Origin of the sequence: Bradyrhizobium genosp. A (genome assembly GCF_049949275.1) — a bacterium.
In the GTDB taxonomy this organism is placed as follows: domain Bacteria; phylum Pseudomonadota; class Alphaproteobacteria; order Rhizobiales; family Xanthobacteraceae; genus Bradyrhizobium.
In genome coordinates, this window is the sequence record NZ_CP188196.1 from 5,916,885 (window position 1) to 5,933,629 (window position 16,745).

Here is a 16,745-nt window from a genome sequence, read left to right on the forward strand (position 1 = left end):
AATTTGGGTCTAATGGATTGTCCGCGCGCTCGGTGCACCTCTCCCGCTTGCGGGAGAGGTCGACGCGAAGCGTCGGGTGAGGGTTCTCTCCTCTTGGGGGTTCTCGATTGCAGAGACACCCTCTCCCCAACCCTCCCCCGCGCGCGGGGGAGGGGGCGCACCTCCCTCGTTGCGACATATGAACCTGATCTCATCATGCCCTAACGCACCGTCGTGACGCGGAAGACCTCGGGCACGGTCGTCAACCCGGCCCGGCATTTGGCGACCGCATCCTCGAGCATTGTCGTCATGCCGCCCCGCATCGCAGCAGCGTCGATGGAGTGGGAGTCGGTCTGCGGCCCGATCAGCGCACGGACCTCGTCGGACATTTCGAGGATCTCGAACACGCCGTTGCGGCCGCGATAGCCGGTGCCGCCGCAGCGTTCGCAGCCGCCGGCTTCGTGCACGACCTCGCCGCACTTGAAGCCGATCACGGCAAAGCGCGGGTCCTTGGCGAGATCGGCCTCGGTCAGTGCGTGCGGCACCTTGCAACGGTCGCACAGCATGCGGACCAGCCGCTGCGCCACCACCGCGCGCAGCGTCGACTTGAGCAGGAAACCCTCGATGCCGAGATCGATCAGGCGCGGCACGGCCGCAGCCGCGGTCTCGGTGTGCAGCGTCGTCAGCACGAGGTGGCCGGTGAGCGCAGCGTGGATCGCGATATGCGCGGTCTCGGCGTCACGGACCTCGCCGACCATGATCACGTCGGGATCCTGACGCACGAAGGCGCGCATGGCGGAGGCGAAGGTCAGGCCGATCGACGGCTTGACCTGGGACTGGTTGATGCCGGGGATCTCGTACTCGACGGGGTCCTCGATGGTGAGGATCTTGCGCGTCGGCTCGTTGAGGATCGACAGCATGGTCGCAAGCGTGGTGGTCTTGCCGCTGCCTGTCGGTCCGGTGATCACGATCATGCCATGCGGCATCGCGAGCAGGCGCGTCATCGCGCTCTCGTCGCGAGTCCGCAGGCCGAGCTTGCTCATCTCGAGCAGACCGCGGTCGCGCGGCAGCAGACGGATCACGGCGCTCTCGCCATGTTGCGTCGGCATGGTCGCGACGCGGACGTCGAGCTCGTTGCGGCCGACGCGGACGCGCGCCGCGCCGTCCTGCGGCAGGCGGCGCTCGGCGATGTTGAGGCTCGCGAGAATCTTGATGCGCGAGATCAGCGCCTGCGGCGGAATGCCTAGCGGCGACGGCAGCGCGCGCAACAGGCCGTCGACGCGCATGCGCACCGTAAGCCCGGAGCGGAACGGCTCGACATGAATGTCGCTGGCGCGCAAATCCACCGCGCGCTCCAAGAGATCGTTGAGCGCGCGCACGACCGGCGCACCGCTGGCGAGATCGCGCAGGCTCTCGATGTCGTCGTCGGACTGCTGCCCGATGCTGCGAACGTCGTCGTCCGCCCTCGCCTCGCCCGCCTCGGCGCGCTGATCGAGCACCGTGGTGATGTCCTCGAACGATGCGACGACGACCTCGACCGTCTCGCCGAACACGATCTCGGCGGCGCGCACCGCCGCGGTGTCCGAGGGGTCGGCGATCGCCAGCCGAAAACCGCCGTTCGGCGCACGGAACGGAAAGATGGTGGACTCACGCAGGAAGCGGCGGGAAAATCCGTCGAGGCACGGTGTCGTCGTGAGCAATTGCGGCAGGCCGAGCCGCGCCAGGCCGAAATAGTTGGACACCTCGTCGGCGAACTCGGCCGCCGACAGATCGGTCGCTTCCCACAATTCGAGCAAGGGGCGCGTCAGCGCCGGATTGGTCGAGCTCTCGGCGCGAGCGCGGGCCCGTGGCGGCAGCGAATATTTCTCGATGAGATGTTGCCGGAAGCTCTCTGCGGAAAGGTCTCGCATCGCTCTCACAGCTTGCCTTGTTACCTGAAAGCAACAGCCCCCGCGGCCGACGGAAGTCCTTTACCCTTGACTTATTCATTAGCAAAAACATAATCGTGGCGCAAATTATTGCGCGTCCGAACCAAGGGGGATCGGATGCCGTTTCCAGTCACTTCCAGCGTTGGCAGGCGTATCTTGTTTGAAGTGGTCCAGCCGCTTTTGCGCCGACGCTCAGCGTTGGCCGGAGTGCTCGTCCTGCTGTCGTCCTCCTTCCTGCTTGCAGCCTGCATCGTCACTGCGGACCAGTCGGTCGAGGCGGACCCGAAGGACCCGCGCGCCCAGAATATCGTCGACAAGATCCGCGGCCTCGACCTCCAGCCGCGGCAACCTGCGGATGCCGGGGCAACCGGGGTTGGCCAGCCGAGATCGTCGAAACCTGCGATCTATCTGAGCGATGGTGCACCGCAGGGCGGCACGCTGGCCGAGCGCGACGACCACGGCGGCAGCGGGTATGACCTCAATTTCGAGAATGCACCAGTCGCGACCGTGGCCAAGGTCATCCTCGGTGACGTCCTCAATGTCGGCTATACGATCGATCCCCGCGTGCAGGGAACCGTGACGCTCGCCTCGGTGCGTCCGGTTCCGAAGGCGGACGCGATCTACGTGCTGGAGAATGCGCTGCGCATGTCCGGCGTGGCGCTGGTGCGCGACCGCACCGGTTACCGCCTGCTGCCGGCGCCGGAAGCCGGGCCCGGCGGCATCGACCGCTCGGCAAGCACCGAAGCCGGCCAGGGCATCACCGTCGTGCCGTTGCGCTACACGTCGGCGCAAAACATCTTCAAGCTGCTCGATGCTTTCGGCGTGAAAGCCTCGACCATGCGCCCCGACAATTCCCGCAACACCCTGATCGTCAGCGGCAGCGGAACCGACCGGGCGACCGCGGTCGACACAATTCTGTCATTCGACGCCGACTGGATGCGTGGACAATCGGTCGGCATCTTCCCGGTGCGCAATTCCTCGCCCGAGCCTGTCATCGCCGAGATCGAGAAGATCATGGATTCCGGCGAAGGCGGCATGGGCCAGAGCGTCATCAAGCTGCAGCCGATCGCGCGGCTCAACTCGATCCTCGTGGTGAGCCAGAAGCCGGAATATCTGAAGCGCGCGCAGACCTGGATTGCGCGGCTCGATCGTTCCGATACCGACGGCGTGAACCTGAAATCCTATCCATTGCGCTATGGCAATTCCAAGCTGGTCGTGGCGATGCTGAACGAGATGCTGTTCAACCAGAGCGCGGCGAGCAACTCAACGCTCGACAGCGCGTCGAGCCAGGTCGCTCCCGGTGCGGGCATCGCGACGTCGTCCTCCGGGTTATCAGGCAATCCGGTCGCCTCGCTGAGCGCGCTGCCGACCGCCGCTTCAGGTGCTGCGACGCCGGTGACCGGACCGGCGGGCTCAGCGCTCGGCGCCCGTCCCGCTCCCGCTCCGGCGGCATCCGCGACGCCGGCGCAGGACAACAGCTTCGGAGGAGCCAACGGCGCCGGCTCGAAGTCCGGTATCAACGGCATCCTCCAGAACGTGCGGATCACCGCCGACGTCACCAACAACGCCGTTCTCGTCTATGCCAACCAGGACGCGCAGCGCGTCGTCGAGCAGACCATCCGCCAGATCGACCGGCCGCAGCGCCAGATCGCGATCGAAGCGACGATCGCCGAGGTGACGCTGAACGACCAGCTGAATTACGGCGTGCAGTTCTTCCTGGCGAGCCAGAAGGGCTCGATCTCCAACACCATCCCCGGCGTCAGCAATGCCGCGACAGTTGGCAGCGGCGCCGTCGAAGCGGCATCCAACGCCGTCAACGCCGCGTCCGGCGCGCTGCTCGGACGTGTCTTGCCGGGCTTCAACTTCCTGATCGGCTCGGAGAACTCCCCGCGTGTCATTCTCGACGCGCTGCACGGCGTCACCGACGTCAAGGTGTTGTCGAACCCGTCGCTGGTGGTGCTCGACAACCAGCCGGCGACGTTGCAGGTCGGCGACCAGGTGCCGTTTTCGACCGGCACCGCGACCGTGCTGACCGCCAACAACACCGTGGTCAACACCATCGACTACAAGAACACCGGCATCATCCTGCGCGTGCTGCCGCGCGCCAATGCCAACGGCAATGTCGTGCTCGACATCGAGCAGGAGATCTCGAGCGTGGCCGCCGGCAGCGGCAACTCGCTGACGCCGACCATCTCGCAGCGCCGGGTCAAGAGCTCGATCGCGGTGACCAGCGGCCAGACCGTGCTGCTCGCCGGCCTGATCAGCGAAAGCGAGAACAAGCAGCGCCAGGGCCTGCCGATCCTGGATTCCATTCCCGGCATGGGCGACGCCTTCTCGCACCAGACCACCGCACGCGCACGGACCGAGCTGATCCTGTTCATCCGCCCAACCGTCATCAAGGACGGCGTCGATGCGCGTGTCATCGCCGAGGAGATGCGCAGCAAGATGAACAGCCGCTTGGTCGGGACCAGCAATCCCGTGGTCACCGTCAGCCCACCCAAGGCCGCGCGCTGACGGCGTGACCGGGGAAGATGCGCATGACGGGATACGCGCCCCGCTCGTCCTCAGCCTCGCACTGCTCGTCGCCGTGTTCGCAAGCCTCGTCACGGCCTCCGCCGCGGAAGGCCTCTATGGTGCGTTCCTGGCCGCTCTCATGCTCGCCATCGCTGCAAACGATGCCCGCCACTATCTGATCCCGAACGAGCTGACCGGGGCCGCCTTCGCGCTCGCGCTGCTCCGCGCCGCCGCCTTTGTACCCGACGTCGGTGCCGAGGCGCTGCTCTGGCCGGTCGCGCGCGCCGTGGCCGTGGCGCTTCCGCTGCTGCTGCTGATGCTGGCCTACCGGTACTGGCGCGGCCGCGACGGGCTCGGGCTTGGTGATGTCAAGCTCGCCGCGGTCAGCGGGGCATGGCTCGATCTTGCGACGGTGGCCGCGGTGATCGAGCTCGCGGCGCTGCTCGCGATCGGCGCCTATGTTGCCAATGCTGCAGTTCAAAGGAAATCGCTGCGCGGGACCGCCTTCCTGCCGTTCGGCCTGTTCCTGGCGCCGTCGATCTGGATCGGATGGCTTGGCGAGACCTGGTATCTGAACTGGCTCGGCGGCTGGCCCGGCTAAGACCCGACGCGATCAGGGTGAATCCTCATCGCGGCGCAGGCGTGAGGCATCCCGCCGACTGCGATCGTCTACTGTGCATGGGGTTGTTTTCGACTTTTTTGGTCCGAGGGGTCGTGGAACCCCAGGCCCCCGGGTCAGTGCTCGCGGCTCGGCGCCCATTCCAGCGCCCGCAGGCGGGCCTGGGCAATCTCCCCGCGCGTCATCTTGGTGGTGACGGCGTCGCGGATCCGGGCCCTGGACTCCCGCACCCGCGGCGGCGACGCAGCGGTCGACAGGTTCAGCCATTTGGAGGCTTCGACGATATCCTGCGGCACGCCCTGGCCGCGGTCGTAGAGCAGCCCCAGCGAATATTGCGCGCGGCTGTCGCCCTGCTCCGCCGCCCGCCGGTACCACATCGCAGCTTCCGTGTAGTTCTGCGGCACGCCGCGGCCGGTCTCGAACAGGAAGCCGAGATAGGACTGCGCCGCCACGTTGCCGCGCTCGGCGAGCGGAATGAAGACCCGCGAGGCCGTCACATAATCCTGCCGCTTGAGGGCCGCGACGCCCTGGCCGAGGGATTGCGCGTGGGCGGGAATCGCCGGCAGGAGCAACGCTGCCACAACAACAACGGCGAACGAAATCCTTCGCGGACCCAACATGGGCCTTCGAGCAACGACGCAGTGACGTTGAGGATCTCTTCTCTCTGTGTCCTTCATCCCGGCCCACCCTTAGCATGCGCAGGCGAGAGAGGTCTACCGACGCGGCGAAACGGACGGAGCGTCTCCGTTAGACTGCACGCGCGACCACCACGCGGCTGCCTCCTGCCGGCCATCTGACACCAGCCAGCGTTAGACGGACTTCTGCGCGAAGGACTGCCAGCAGCGCACCATTGGCCAAAGAACCCAGCCCGAATTCATAAGCGTCCTCGTCGTCCGCCGACGAACTCCGAGGCGCCAGACGGCTGGCCGCCATCAGGGGCAGCAACAGCGATGTGAACGATGACGAGAACAAGACATCGAAGCCAGCGCGCTGCAGCTTCGCCTCCAGTTCGCCGCGCCGGTACCGGCGCTCATGATGCGCAATTTCGTCGGCCCGGCTCCACAGCCACGGATGCTGCGGCACCGCAATGATCGTTCCCCCGCCAGTTTGGGTCGCGGCGCGCAATGCGCGCAGCACCGCCTCATCGTCGGCGATATGCTCAATCACATCGAATGCACCGGTCAGGTCGAAGGCAGCGACGGCCGGAATGTCCCGGGCGTCCATCTGAACGAACTCCACCTCCGAGGGCAACCTTTGCCTGGCGTAAGCGAGCCCCGCCGGGTGCAATTCGGAGCCCACCAGACGTTCCCAACGACGGGACCGGGCAAAGGCACTGAGCGCGAAGCCAGTGCCGCAGCCGATCTCCAGAAAGCGGCGAGCTTGAGGAAAGAACTTGTCGGCCAAACCAACTAGCAAAAGATTGCGCGCGACAAACCAGAAATGGCCGGGCTCATGCTCGGCCAGATATGCGAAGTCCTTGGGATCGAAGCCGTTGACGCTATCGGCAAGTTCCGGTGCAAATAGTGGAATGCCGGCTGCTTGTGGAACGACATGGCCGCAAGCGGGACACTGCCACCCCGTTGGCCATACCCTCCCCTCATCAATCCGTTCGACCGCGTTGCAAACCAGGCAACGCCGCGATGGCAGGCTGCTGCTCATGCCGTGCATGGACTGACGCGCTCATTCCCAGGGAGATATCGAAGGATCATCCGGTTACTATAGCATCGTCCGCAGGGTTAGCTAGAACCCGATCAGTCCATCGCGATGCCACGGCCAAATCCGATCGGCGTAATGCAAATCCAGGATATGAGACTGGCGCTCCGACGGCCGCAAAGTCGGAGCGCCATGAAAATCTGCGGCCCAAACTTCAAGCTTGAATTCGCAAACGCAGCTTGGTCGCTACTTCAAGGCCGGGGCCGGGATTGCCGTCAAGGTGCCGTCGGCACCATTCTGGTCAAGTTGGTTGGTGCCATATGAGCTCACGGTTCCATTGACGCCCGTTCCATTCGCGGTGATCAGGGAGTCACCTACACGCATGAATGAAGACGCGCTGGCGTTCTGGAGGCCAGTGCCGTTGCCCGTGACAGCCACGCGCCGAAGCATCATTCCCGCCGCAGTGGATGAAGTGGTCGCATTCGCTCCAACCAACGCGTTGCCGGAGATCACGGAGTCACTGACGCTAATATTGACAACGCCGCCGCCACTTCCATCAGCCTGAATACCCGTGGTGTTACGGTCGGCAATCACGTGATCGATAGCTCCGGAGGTGCCGCCGGCACTCGGTTTGACCATGAGGCCGGTTCCGGTCGAGCCGTTGCCATTGTTGAAGAGCGTCGTTCGGGTCACCACAAACTTCGCTGACGCAGCCGGTTGAATCGTGATCCCCGCAGTGAGGAAATCGCGAATTATGCAATCCTCAACGTGGAGAAGCGCGCCGGAGTTGAACAAAATGCCGCTGAGCCCGGTGCCGAGGCCCTCGATATCCAGTCCCTTCAGGTAAAGATAGTCATTCGCTCCCCCCGAAAAGATAATGCCGTTGGTACCCGATACGAGGACACCGGCCGTTCCCATTTGACATGCAATCGTCATCGACTTGATAACGGTAACTGCCCCGAACCCGCCGGGATCCAGACAGTTGATTTCGCCGGCGGCAGCGGTTCTGGAAATCGCACCCGCGAAAGTCTTACAGGGGGCGGTACGGCTACAGGGATTGGCGTCGTCGCCGACGCCAGAGACCCAGGTTCGAGTCGCTTGGGCGTGGGCCGGTGCTGAGGCTAGCAATGGAATGAACAAGCCGATGACTAAAGCACGCAATGCAATGTGACGCATGTTCTGTCTCCTTTGGCGAGCAAAGTTCTTCATTACTGAGATTTTTGCGTGACTTGATAATTGTATCGCCGGGCAGGTATCGAGTCCGCCCGTGAGAAATGCAGACGTCATCCGCGGTCCGGTCGCGGTGATAATTCCCTCCTCGTTGTATTCTATGGACGATTCTTACTGTCGGAGGGACCGCACATTGAATGCGTTGGCCGAAATGTGCCGACGACTCTCCCCGGGCCCCGCAACCAAAGACCTCCATTGGTTAAGTTGTGCAACCCCGCAAAAGGTTCGACAAGATGGCAAGCATTTTCCCGCCTTGCTCTGGGCTGTGTTACGAATAGGCCGTACAATTGCCTACCCCCAACCGACTTCTCCGCCACGTCATCCGACCCGGCGGAACCCACTATGCGGAAGTGACGCAGCATGTTAGTGGTCATGTTCCATGTCAGTGAACGAGCCTCCCCTTATTCTCGTGACCGGCGCGGCCGGGTTCGTCGGATCTCACGTCGCGAGCCTGGCGCGAAACGCCGGTCTGGAGATAAGAACACATTCGCGCCGCCCAGGACCCGGCATCGACTTCCCGGCCGAGTTGAACGATCCAGCCGCCTTACATCAGTTGCCCTGGAACACCATCGGCACCGTGATCCACTGCGCGGCAGCCATACCGTCGCGGTCGGATGCATTTGCACGCGACAACGTTGAAGCAGCAACAACTCTCGCCGAAGTCCTGCTGAAGGCAAAATCGCTGCGGCGGGTGATTCATGTCTCCAGCATCGCTGTCTATCGACGCCCGACCTCGACGAATTGGCGCATCTCGGAAGCAGCCGAGGTCATCGACGAGGGTGACGGAGCCGCGGATTCCTATGCACGCAGTAAGCGGCATGTGGAGATCGTTCTGGACGACGTAGCAAGGCGACGACCGGACGTCTCGCTCTGTCACCTGCGCGCGTCCTCGATCTACGGTTCGGGGATGGTCGCCACGACGCTATTGCCGACGCTGGTCGAACGCGCGCAACACAACCAGCCGATGGTGCTTCGAGGGCCGCGCGCCTATCGTCAGAACTTCGTCCATGTCATGGATGTCGCGTCTCTCGCGATCGCCATGGCGGACAACAAATCTGGCAACCCGGAGTCGGTGCTCAATGCCTTCTCCGACGATACCTACGGGTTGTTCGAACTCGCCGAGCTGATTCGAAACGCGCTGAGCAGTTCGAGCCCGACCGTCGACGAAACGGTGCAGGTGCATTGTCCGGTTCCAGTCTTCGAGAACCGGCTTGCCAAGCGCCATCACCCACGATTTCGCTCGCTTCCCGACCACTTAACAGATCTCCTCACGTGACGATCAGGGTGGCAATAACGGGCATCAGCGGCGATGTCGGGCTCGGCGCGATCAACGGCCTGCGGGCCGCACAAAACCAGCGGGACGATATCTGGATCCTCGGCATCGACGCCGCAGATGATTGTCCGGCCCGGCATATGGTCGATGCGTTCGCGAAGCTGCCCCTGGTCGCCTCTCCTCACTATCTGGATTCCCTCGTATCGCAACTGCACGCCAACAGCATCGACGTTCTGCTGCCGGGCATCGACTCCGAAATCATCCTGCTGTCACGCGAACGAAAACGCTTCGAGACTGCTGGAGCGAAAGTAGCACTTGCGCCGGCCGACTTGATCGAAGCTGCGGACGACAAGCTGGCCACCGCAGCCTTTGTCGCAGCCCGTGGGCTGAACGCGCCGCCGACCTGCGATGCGGCCGTCCCCCAAGAGCTCGGATTCCCGCTGATCGCCAAGCCGCGGCGCGGACAAGGCAGCAAGGGTATCGTCGTTCTCAGCGACCGCCGCGACCTGGATGCTTTTACGGCCGAGCGCCGTCCCGACTACTGCCTGCAGCGCTACGTCGAGGGACCCGAGATAACGATCGGATTTCTCTACGACTGGAACGGCATCTTGCGCGACGCCATTGCCATGGAACGCACGCTGGAGAACGGACGAACGATCCGTGCAACAGCCGTCAGGTCGGCGGAGATCCTTCGATTCATCGAAGACTTCGGCACCGCGATCAAGGGGGCAGGCGCGGTGAACGCCCAGCTTCGCCTTCACCCGGAGCTCGGCCCCCAGATATTCGAGATCAACGCCAGGCTGTCGGGCTCGACGGCGATGCGCGTGGCCATCGGCTTCAATGATCCACTGCGGATCGTGCGGCACCTCGCGCAGGGGGTGCCAATGGATCGCGCGACCATATATGATGCAACCGTATATCGGACGTCGACCGAACTTGTGGTGAAGCGGGCGACGATTGAGGGTACCAGTCCCTATTGGAAGGATTCGGTTTGAGGTGAACGACATCGACATCAATCGCCAGGAGATCCGCGACGAGATCGCGGTCATCGTACCCGTCTATATGGGCGCCGAGGTCCTGCGTGAACTCTGCAGGCGGCTCGTTGCAGCACTCCAGTCGATCACGCCTCTTTTCTCGATCGTTCTCGTGGACGACCGCGCGCCCGACAATGTCTGGCCCATCATCGCCGAATTGTGCGCCGGCAATCCTCGGATCAAAGGCATTCAGCTCAGCCGTAATTTCGGACAGCACTACGCCCTCACCGCCGGCATCGATCATGCGGACGCGCGATGGTATGTCGTCATGGACTGCGACCTTCAGGACGCCCCCGAGGACATTCCGCGCCTCTATGCGAAGGTGCTCGAAGGATTTGACATGGCGGTCGCGACCCGACGCAAGGAAGGTCATGGCGTCATGAAGCGGATCGGCTCGCGGCTATTCTACGCGACGTTCAGCCTGCTGGCCGGCTTCGACATGGACTGGACCATCGGCAATTTTCGCATCTTCTCGAGCCAGATTGCCGCCGGCTTCCGTGACATGCGGGAGCAGATGCGGTGCCTGCCAGCAAGCTTCAGCATCATGGGATTCGAAGTCGCGGAGGTCGAAGTTCCCCACCATGAGCGCTCGTATGGAAAATCCTCCTATACGCTGAGAAAGCTGATCAAACTTGGCGGCACAATGGTTCTCGCGCATTCGCAGACCCCGCTGAGATTGGTGATGCTTTTCGGCTTCGCAATTTCGTCGCTGGCGATGCTCGCGGGATTGGTCATCACCATCGCGCGCCTGTACGACATCATCAAGGTACCGGGATACACCAGTCTGATCGTGGCCGTCGTCGCCGTCGGCGGCGTCCAGATCTTTATGACCGGCGTGGTCGGGATTTACGTCGGGAAGTGTCTCGACGAGGCCAAGCGGCGTCCGCTTTATTTCGTAAGGGACATGCGCAACCTGACGCTGTCGCGCAGTCTGAGCGAGAATGCCAGACTGCTCCAGCAGCGGTGACACGCGAGATCAACCTTGCCGCTCCCCGGTAAAGCGGAGGACAACCTCCCATCCGCCCACCAGCGTCCAGATAGGGTCCGTTGGCCGGGGGCGTCTCAGCGCGAGTTCAAGATGAGAGGGCAGCTTCATCGCGAAAGCGGCGATGGTTCGCGCCGGCGCTTCAAGAAGCGTCGTCTCGATCAGTGACGGGCGAGAAACGATCGTCTCGGCCTGCAACTCGAAGGTTTGGACGAACCGATTCCAGAACGAGCTTCCCATGTCGTGAACATGGGCCGGGTAGGTCAAATCGAATGTCCCGATCAGGCGTGCCAGCGGGATCATGAACGGGGTCCTGGCGTAGAAATACGTCCCCGGGCGCGCCAAGGCCGCCAATCTGCGAATGACGGCGTTCACCTGCGGAACGTGTTCCAGCACAGCGCTGGCCAGGATGAGGTCATAGTCGCCTCCGACCTCGCCGAGATCCTTGCAGCCCCGGAGGGTGATACGGCCCTCTTCGGATGCGCGCGGCGCCTCGAAATCCACTACGTCGATTTGGATGTCGCAATCCCCGGACTTGTCGAGGTGCCTACGCGCTATCGCATAGGCAACGCTTCCGTCACCACCGCCGTAATCGAGAATGCGCAACGCCCCCGCCGCCTTCAGGCCGGTCATTGGCGCCATCAGGTGGCGAGCAAAATAGGCGGCATTCGACGTCGTGGTCTTTAGCTCGGTGTCGGCATAGTACTCTGCGTAATACTTGGCGAGCACATCGTCCTTCGGCATATGCGACGCTGAACAGCCGCGGCACCTGCGGCATTCGAGCATGACAATGTCAGGTGCAGCTTGAATCCGAAAGACCGCTTCGCGCGGCTCGACTGACAGACAGATCGGACAGGCATCTGTTGCCGGAAGAATGTCTGCGGCGTCGCAATGGGCCCCCTTATGAAATGCGGTTGCTCTCACTACAGCCTATGCCTTTGCAAACGTCTTACGAATAGCCGATCCAGGCATCCGTGGAAATGTCATTTTAACGATCGTGCTCGCCTGTTCACAACATAGCATCCGGTTGCTGCCGTGCAGGCGTTTAGGCTATATCGGCGACCGATGCAGCAAGACGGAATATCGGATTATCGGGCTCACATCGACGGGCTTCGCGCTTTGGCGGTTGTCTTGGTCGTGTCATTCCATGCATTTCCGGGCATGGTGCCAGGAGGCTTCATCGGCGTCGACATTTTTTTCGTTATCAGTGGCTACCTGATATCCGGAAACATCGTCTCCCGCATCGAGGCCGGCGCTTTTACACTGGGCGACTTTTACGTTCGCCGCGCTCGCCGAATTCTGCCGGCGCTGGCTCTCACGATCGCTGCAACACTGGCCGCCGGATGGGTCGTTCTGACACCGTCGGCCTATCGTGCGCTCGGACTGCACGCACTATCAGGGGCTTTGTTTTTCCCGAACCTGACGTTTTGGAGCGAAGTCGGTTACTTCGATCCGGCGGCGGAGACGAAGCCGCTGTTGCATCTCTGGTCGCTGGGCATCGAGGAGCAGTTCTATCTTCTCTGGCCGGTCTTGCTGATGACCCTGAGCAGGCGTCAAAGACTGCTGGTCCCGGTGCTCTGCGCCGTCGTCGCGGCATCATTTGCCTATAGCTGCTACGCAGCCCGCTATTCGCCGGCAGCTGCATTCTATTCGCCATTCTCGCGGCTCTGGGAGCTCGGGGCGGGCGGAATCCTCTTTATGTTTCTTCGCAAACCCGCGAAAAATGCCATTCTGTCATCGCTCGGCATCATCCTGATCGCCGCAAGCGCTCTTCTCCTCAAGAAAACATCATCATTCCCGGGGGCTGCCGCGGTGCCGCCGGTCGCCGGGGCCCTCCTTGTCATCGCCTCCGGCTCGCGCATCTTGGATCGCAAGCTGCCCGAGTTGGTGGGCAAGATCAGCTATCCGCTCTATCTCTGGCATTGGCCACTATTATCGTTTGCCGCGATCAACGGAACGGACTCCTTCGAACTACGCGTTGTCATTGTCGCAGCCAGCCTGACGCTGTCAGTGCTGACGTACCAATGGGTGGAGAAGCCGATCCGCTTTGGAAAGTTCAAGCGGTCGGGGGTCGTCGCCTCGTGTATGGTAATGGTTGGACTTGCGGGTCTATCCGCCTTGGTTTTCCTCGATAGAGGAGTTCCGGAGCGCCTTCCGCTGGAAATCAGATCCTTCCTGGAGTTAGCTGAGTACGATCCCAAAACGGACGGACGCGTTCCAGCCTGCTGGGTGTACGATACAACGCCGTTTGAATCATACGGACCGGAATGCCGAATCGGAGCGACCCTGTTTTGGGGAGATTCACACGCCGCACGGCTCTACAGTGGGTTGGGTTCGGTCGGCGCCGAGGCAGCGCAATTCACGCGAAATAGTTGCTTGCCATCGCTACAAACTGCTCCGCAATCGGTATGCGATCAGAGCAACGCCAACATCATCGCCGAAATCAAACGCCTGAAACCTCGTCGCGTCATCATTTTCGCGGCGTGGCTGAACTATGGCGTCGTCTGGCAAATGAACGTCAATCAGGCCGAAGCGATCCGGAGAGCGGTTGCCCAATTAAGGCAAACGGTCGATGACGTCATCATACTTGGCCCCGCACCCGTCTGGGCGCCGGACCTGCCGTCGGCGACGTTCCGCTTCTGGTTCAAAAACCGCAGTTTGCCGGACCGCATGCCACCGGCAGCGAAAGCCTACCAGAGCGCCGACGCGGTGCTCAAGGCGATCGCCCAACAGGAGGGCGTGCGATTTATCTCGGTATTCGACGCCCTGTGCAACGTCGAGGGATGCCTCACGCACACTCCGGATTCAAAATCCGATCTGCTGGCATGGGACTACGGCCATTTTACAAGCTCAGGCGCGCGCTCGGTGCTGCAGATCCTGCAACTGAATTGACTGCCCGGGCGCTCGGCCCTGCCTTGAGCCAGAGCGTGATCTGGAAAAGCGCGAAGCGGTTTTCCGAAAAGACGATACTTAAAATTTATCCTGAGCTCATCGCGCCTTAGTGATCAAACAGATTGGCGTTCGCCTGTGCCGAAAGGAAATGGGCTAGATATCCAGCCGTGTCGTGTGCGTCGACCGCCGCGCCTTGCTCATGCTGAAGCTGAGAGCTGCCTGTCTGCGCCGCATGCACGAGATCCGCCAGAGTGCCGCTCGGGGCAGCGAAAAATTCGCGGAGCCAATCGCTTGATGCCGCGGGGCTTGTTGCCACAGCGCCGGCCGCTGCAGGGCCGATCGTACCATCGCCGTTCAAATCCTGGTGGAAGCTGGTCTCAAGCGACTCCAGCGTGCTGCTGGTCGCGGAGACCAGCCCGATATTCGAGAGATAGTTACCGTTGCTGTCGGTGTACCAGACCCCATAATTGGTGGTGCCAACAACCTTCCACGCGACTTCGTAGCCCGTTGCCGTCTGCTCCGCAGCAATTGGGGTCGCAGTGCCGAACTGCCCCGGAGTTACGGCAGAGCCGTTGTACATGAGATAGTGCCCGGCGCCTCCCGCAACAGGATTCATGAAGTAGTTGTTGCCAACTTGCGTCAGGCTCGTCGAGCCAGCCATCTCGATCACCGTCGTTCCCGGCGGCGGACCGATGATGCCGTCTAGATTGAGGTCCTGGTGGAAACTCGGCTCAAGCGATTCCAGCATGCTGCTGGTCCCCGACACCAAGCCGATATTGGAGAGATAGTTGCCGCTGGCGTCGGTGTACCACACACCATACTGATCGGTGCCCGCGACCTTCCACGCCACCTCGTAACCGGTTGAGGTCTGTTCCGCACCGATGGGGGTTACACCAGCGAACTGACCGTCCGCGACCGGTGCACCCTGATATTTCAGCACGAGCCCCGCGCCGCCGGTGTACAAATAGTAGTTGTTGCCGAGCTCCGTCAGGGTGGTTGAGCCGGCAGACTCGATCACAGTCCCCGTTGGGTTGGGGACGCCGATGACACCATCCCCGTTCAAATCCTGATGGAAGCTGGGCTCCAACGAGTTCAGCGCGCTGCTGCTGCCCGATACCACACCGATGTTTGAGAGATAATTGCCGTTGTTGTCGGTGTACCAGACACCGTACTGATCCGTGCCTACGACTTTCCATGCCACTTCGTAGCCGGTCGCAGTCTGCTCGGCGCCGATCGGCGTACAGTCTGCGAATTCGCCCACAACGACCGGCGCACCCTGATACTTCAGCTCCGGCCCGGTCCCGCCAGCGACGGGATTGAAGAAGTAATTGTTCGCAACCTGCACAAGCTCCGTCGCGCCGAACGCCTCGATCACGCTCGTGACGACGCCGATCGTGCCGTCGCCGTTCAAATCCTGATGGAATGCCGTTTCGAGCGATTCTAGCGCGTAGCTGGCGCCCGAAACCGCGCTCGCAAGCGTCGACATGTAGTTGCCACTGCTATCCGTGCTCCAGACCGTGTATTGATCGACGCCGGTCATCTTCCATGCAACGTCGTACCCGGTGGCCGTTTGCTCAGCGCCAATCGGCACGTAACCGCCGAACTGTCCTGCGACAACCGCTAAGCCGTTGTACTTGAGTTCAGGCCCGGCCCCGCCGGCAACAGGATTCATGAAATAGTTGCTGCCGGCCTGCACGAGGCTGGTCGAACCAAAGGACTCGATCGTCGTCGGCGAGTTGACCGCGAGATGAAACCCGAGCGCATCGAGTTGCTTTAGATCGACCGAGGTCAATCCCTGAAGAGTGGTGCTGGTGTAGTACTCGTTGAAGGGGTCGTTCGACCCCTGCACTCCACTGTTGAGGAAGTCGCTCGGATCGGAGCTCCGGCCGTAGTCGGCGAGCTTGGTGACACCCCCGTCCAACGAGAAATACGCCGCGGGCGCGGTCGCGCCGCCCTGGAACAAGCGGACGCCGGGGCTCGTGAATCGGAACAGGTCGAAGATGTCGGGCGCCGATCCGTAGGGAATGCGCCCCATCGCGTGCGTCAGTTCGTGCAGCGCGACACCGACCAGTAGGTTGGAATTGATGTCGGTGGAAAAATTCGCGCTGGCATCGTCGGTCGTCGTGTCGTTGGCGCCAAGAACACCCCAGAGCTTGAGCTCTGCGTTCCAGACAGCAACGTTCGACTGTCCCTGGATCGAGGTTCCGGTCGGCAGGCTGTTGAACGTGGTGCCGCCTGTGCTCGCATGGTTGACCAGCTCCGAGCGGGTCCACGCGTAGCTCTCATAGTCGCCGCTATCAGGGCCGGCCGCGGCGCCGCCACCCGTGCCGCTGTAGTCGATGTTGATGTTGACCGTGATCTTGTCGGTTATGTTGGCAGCCAGAATCGAAACCGCCTGCAGCAACCCGTTCTTGAAGCTGGTCGGCGCGGCCTGTGCCGCCGCATCGAGGATCAGGTTGATCGTAATGCCGCCGGAGGCGGCCGAGATGACCGAGCCGGTCGTCGAACCACTGCTCGAGCCTCCCGAACTGGCGGGAATGTAGCTCCCTTGAATGCTGTTGCCGGCGACAGTGTAGAAGGGATCGTCGGAGAGCAGGTCGTCCTGGGTAGATTTCCGTGTCATCGTGTCGTCTCGACT

At 62.3% G+C, this 16,745-nt stretch carries 12 protein-coding genes; 6 read left to right on the top strand and 6 right to left on the bottom strand.

Annotation, left to right across the window (positions count from 1 at the left end; all coding sequences use genetic code 11):
* Positions 1 to 200: 200 nt before the first annotated feature.
* Positions 201 to 1,889, bottom strand: coding sequence for a GspE/PulE family protein (locus ACP2YP_RS27715; protein ID WP_426419430.1), 1,689 nt, complete (start codon positions 1,887 to 1,889; stop codon positions 201 to 203).
* A 135-nt stretch (positions 1,890 to 2,024) separates the two neighbouring features.
* On the opposite strand from ACP2YP_RS27715, the gene gspD reads away from it, so the two are divergent.
* Together gspD and ACP2YP_RS27725 are read left to right on the top strand one after the other, a co-directional pair.
* Positions 2,025 to 4,421, top strand: a complete 2,397-nt coding sequence (gspD, locus tag ACP2YP_RS27720; RefSeq protein WP_426419431.1) for a type II secretion system secretin GspD — start codon at positions 2,025 to 2,027, stop codon at positions 4,419 to 4,421.
* A gap of 4 nt (positions 4,422 to 4,425) precedes the next feature.
* On the top strand, positions 4,426 to 5,022 hold the full coding sequence (locus tag ACP2YP_RS27725) for a prepilin peptidase (RefSeq protein ID WP_426419432.1): 597 nt from the start codon (positions 4,426 to 4,428) through the stop codon (positions 5,020 to 5,022).
* 134 nt (positions 5,023 to 5,156) lie between these two features.
* Here ACP2YP_RS27725 and ACP2YP_RS27730 read toward each other — a convergent pair whose 3' ends face one another.
* From ACP2YP_RS27730 to ACP2YP_RS27740, 3 genes are all read right to left on the bottom strand, one after another.
* The gene (locus ACP2YP_RS27730) at positions 5,157 to 5,660 is read right to left on the bottom strand and encodes a tetratricopeptide repeat protein (RefSeq protein ID WP_426419433.1); all 504 of its coding nucleotides are present in this window, start codon (positions 5,658 to 5,660) and stop codon (positions 5,157 to 5,159) included.
* Between the two features lie 127 nt (positions 5,661 to 5,787).
* On the bottom strand, positions 5,788 to 6,708 hold the full coding sequence (locus ACP2YP_RS27735; RefSeq protein ID WP_426419434.1) for a class I SAM-dependent methyltransferase: 921 nt from the start codon (positions 6,706 to 6,708) through the stop codon (positions 5,788 to 5,790).
* Positions 6,709 to 6,939: 231 nt separating this feature from the next.
* Positions 6,940 to 7,869: a hypothetical protein gene (locus ACP2YP_RS27740; protein ID WP_426419435.1), complete on the bottom strand. Its 930-nt coding sequence runs from the start codon at positions 7,867 to 7,869 to the stop codon at positions 6,940 to 6,942.
* 433 nt (positions 7,870 to 8,302) lie between these two features.
* Between ACP2YP_RS27740 and ACP2YP_RS27745 the strand changes: the two genes are divergently transcribed.
* Genes ACP2YP_RS27745 through ACP2YP_RS27755 form a run of 3 tightly spaced genes read left to right on the top strand, consistent with a single transcriptional unit; the run spans position 8,303 to position 11,197 of the window.
* Positions 8,303 to 9,199 carry an NAD-dependent epimerase/dehydratase family protein gene (locus tag ACP2YP_RS27745; RefSeq protein ID WP_426419436.1) on the top strand — a complete coding sequence of 299 codons (897 nt, stop codon included), beginning with the start codon at positions 8,303 to 8,305 and terminating at the stop codon, positions 9,197 to 9,199.
* Positions 9,106 to 10,191 (top strand): ATP-grasp domain-containing protein, encoded by a 1,086-nt coding sequence (locus ACP2YP_RS27750; protein WP_426419437.1) that lies wholly within the window; start codon positions 9,106 to 9,108, stop codon positions 10,189 to 10,191. The genes ACP2YP_RS27745 and ACP2YP_RS27750 overlap by 94 nt, the downstream gene beginning before the upstream one ends.
* 1 nt (position 10,192) lies before the next feature.
* The gene (locus ACP2YP_RS27755) at positions 10,193 to 11,197 is read left to right on the top strand and encodes a glycosyltransferase family 2 protein (RefSeq protein ID WP_426419438.1); all 1,005 of its coding nucleotides are present in this window, start codon (positions 10,193 to 10,195) and stop codon (positions 11,195 to 11,197) included.
* A gap of 9 nt (positions 11,198 to 11,206) precedes the next feature.
* Here the strand turns inward: ACP2YP_RS27755 and ACP2YP_RS27760 are convergent, their stop codons facing one another.
* Positions 11,207 to 11,959 (bottom strand): class I SAM-dependent methyltransferase, encoded by a 753-nt coding sequence (locus ACP2YP_RS27760; protein WP_426419439.1) that lies wholly within the window; start codon positions 11,957 to 11,959, stop codon positions 11,207 to 11,209.
* A gap of 393 nt (positions 11,960 to 12,352) precedes the next feature.
* On the opposite strand from ACP2YP_RS27760, the gene ACP2YP_RS27765 reads away from it, so the two are divergent.
* Positions 12,353 to 14,107, top strand: a complete 1,755-nt coding sequence (locus tag ACP2YP_RS27765) for an acyltransferase family protein (RefSeq protein ID WP_426426284.1) — start codon at positions 12,353 to 12,355, stop codon at positions 14,105 to 14,107.
* Positions 14,108 to 14,213: 106 nt separating this feature from the next.
* On the opposite strand, the gene ACP2YP_RS27770 is transcribed toward ACP2YP_RS27765, so the two are convergent.
* Positions 14,214 to 16,730 carry an NF038122 family metalloprotease gene (locus ACP2YP_RS27770; protein WP_426419440.1) on the bottom strand — a complete coding sequence of 839 codons (2,517 nt, stop codon included), beginning with the start codon at positions 16,728 to 16,730 and terminating at the stop codon, positions 14,214 to 14,216.
* Positions 16,731 to 16,745: the final 15 nt, after the last annotated feature.

Excerpts from the sequence above, each read along its gene's own strand:
- ACP2YP_RS27760 (WP_426419439.1), bottom strand. The coding sequence starts at position 11,959 with ATGCCGAAGGACGATGTGCTCGCCAAGTATTACGCAGAGTACTATGCC.
- ACP2YP_RS27770 (WP_426419440.1), bottom strand. The coding sequence starts at position 16,730 with ATGACACGGAAATCTACCCAGGACGACCTGCTCTCCGACGATCCCTTC.
- ACP2YP_RS27735 (WP_426419434.1), bottom strand. The coding sequence starts at position 6,708 with ATGCACGGCATGAGCAGCAGCCTGCCATCGCGGCGTTGCCTGGTTTGC.
- ACP2YP_RS27715 (WP_426419430.1), bottom strand. The coding sequence starts at position 1,889 with ATGCGAGACCTTTCCGCAGAGAGCTTCCGGCAACATCTCATCGAGAAA.
- ACP2YP_RS27745 (WP_426419436.1), top strand. The coding sequence starts at position 8,303 with ATGTCAGTGAACGAGCCTCCCCTTATTCTCGTGACCGGCGCGGCCGGG.
- ACP2YP_RS27730 (WP_426419433.1), bottom strand. The coding sequence starts at position 5,660 with ATGTTGGGTCCGCGAAGGATTTCGTTCGCCGTTGTTGTTGTGGCAGCG.
- ACP2YP_RS27740 (WP_426419435.1), bottom strand. The coding sequence starts at position 7,869 with ATGCGTCACATTGCATTGCGTGCTTTAGTCATCGGCTTGTTCATTCCA.
- gspD (WP_426419431.1), top strand. The coding sequence starts at position 2,025 with ATGCCGTTTCCAGTCACTTCCAGCGTTGGCAGGCGTATCTTGTTTGAA.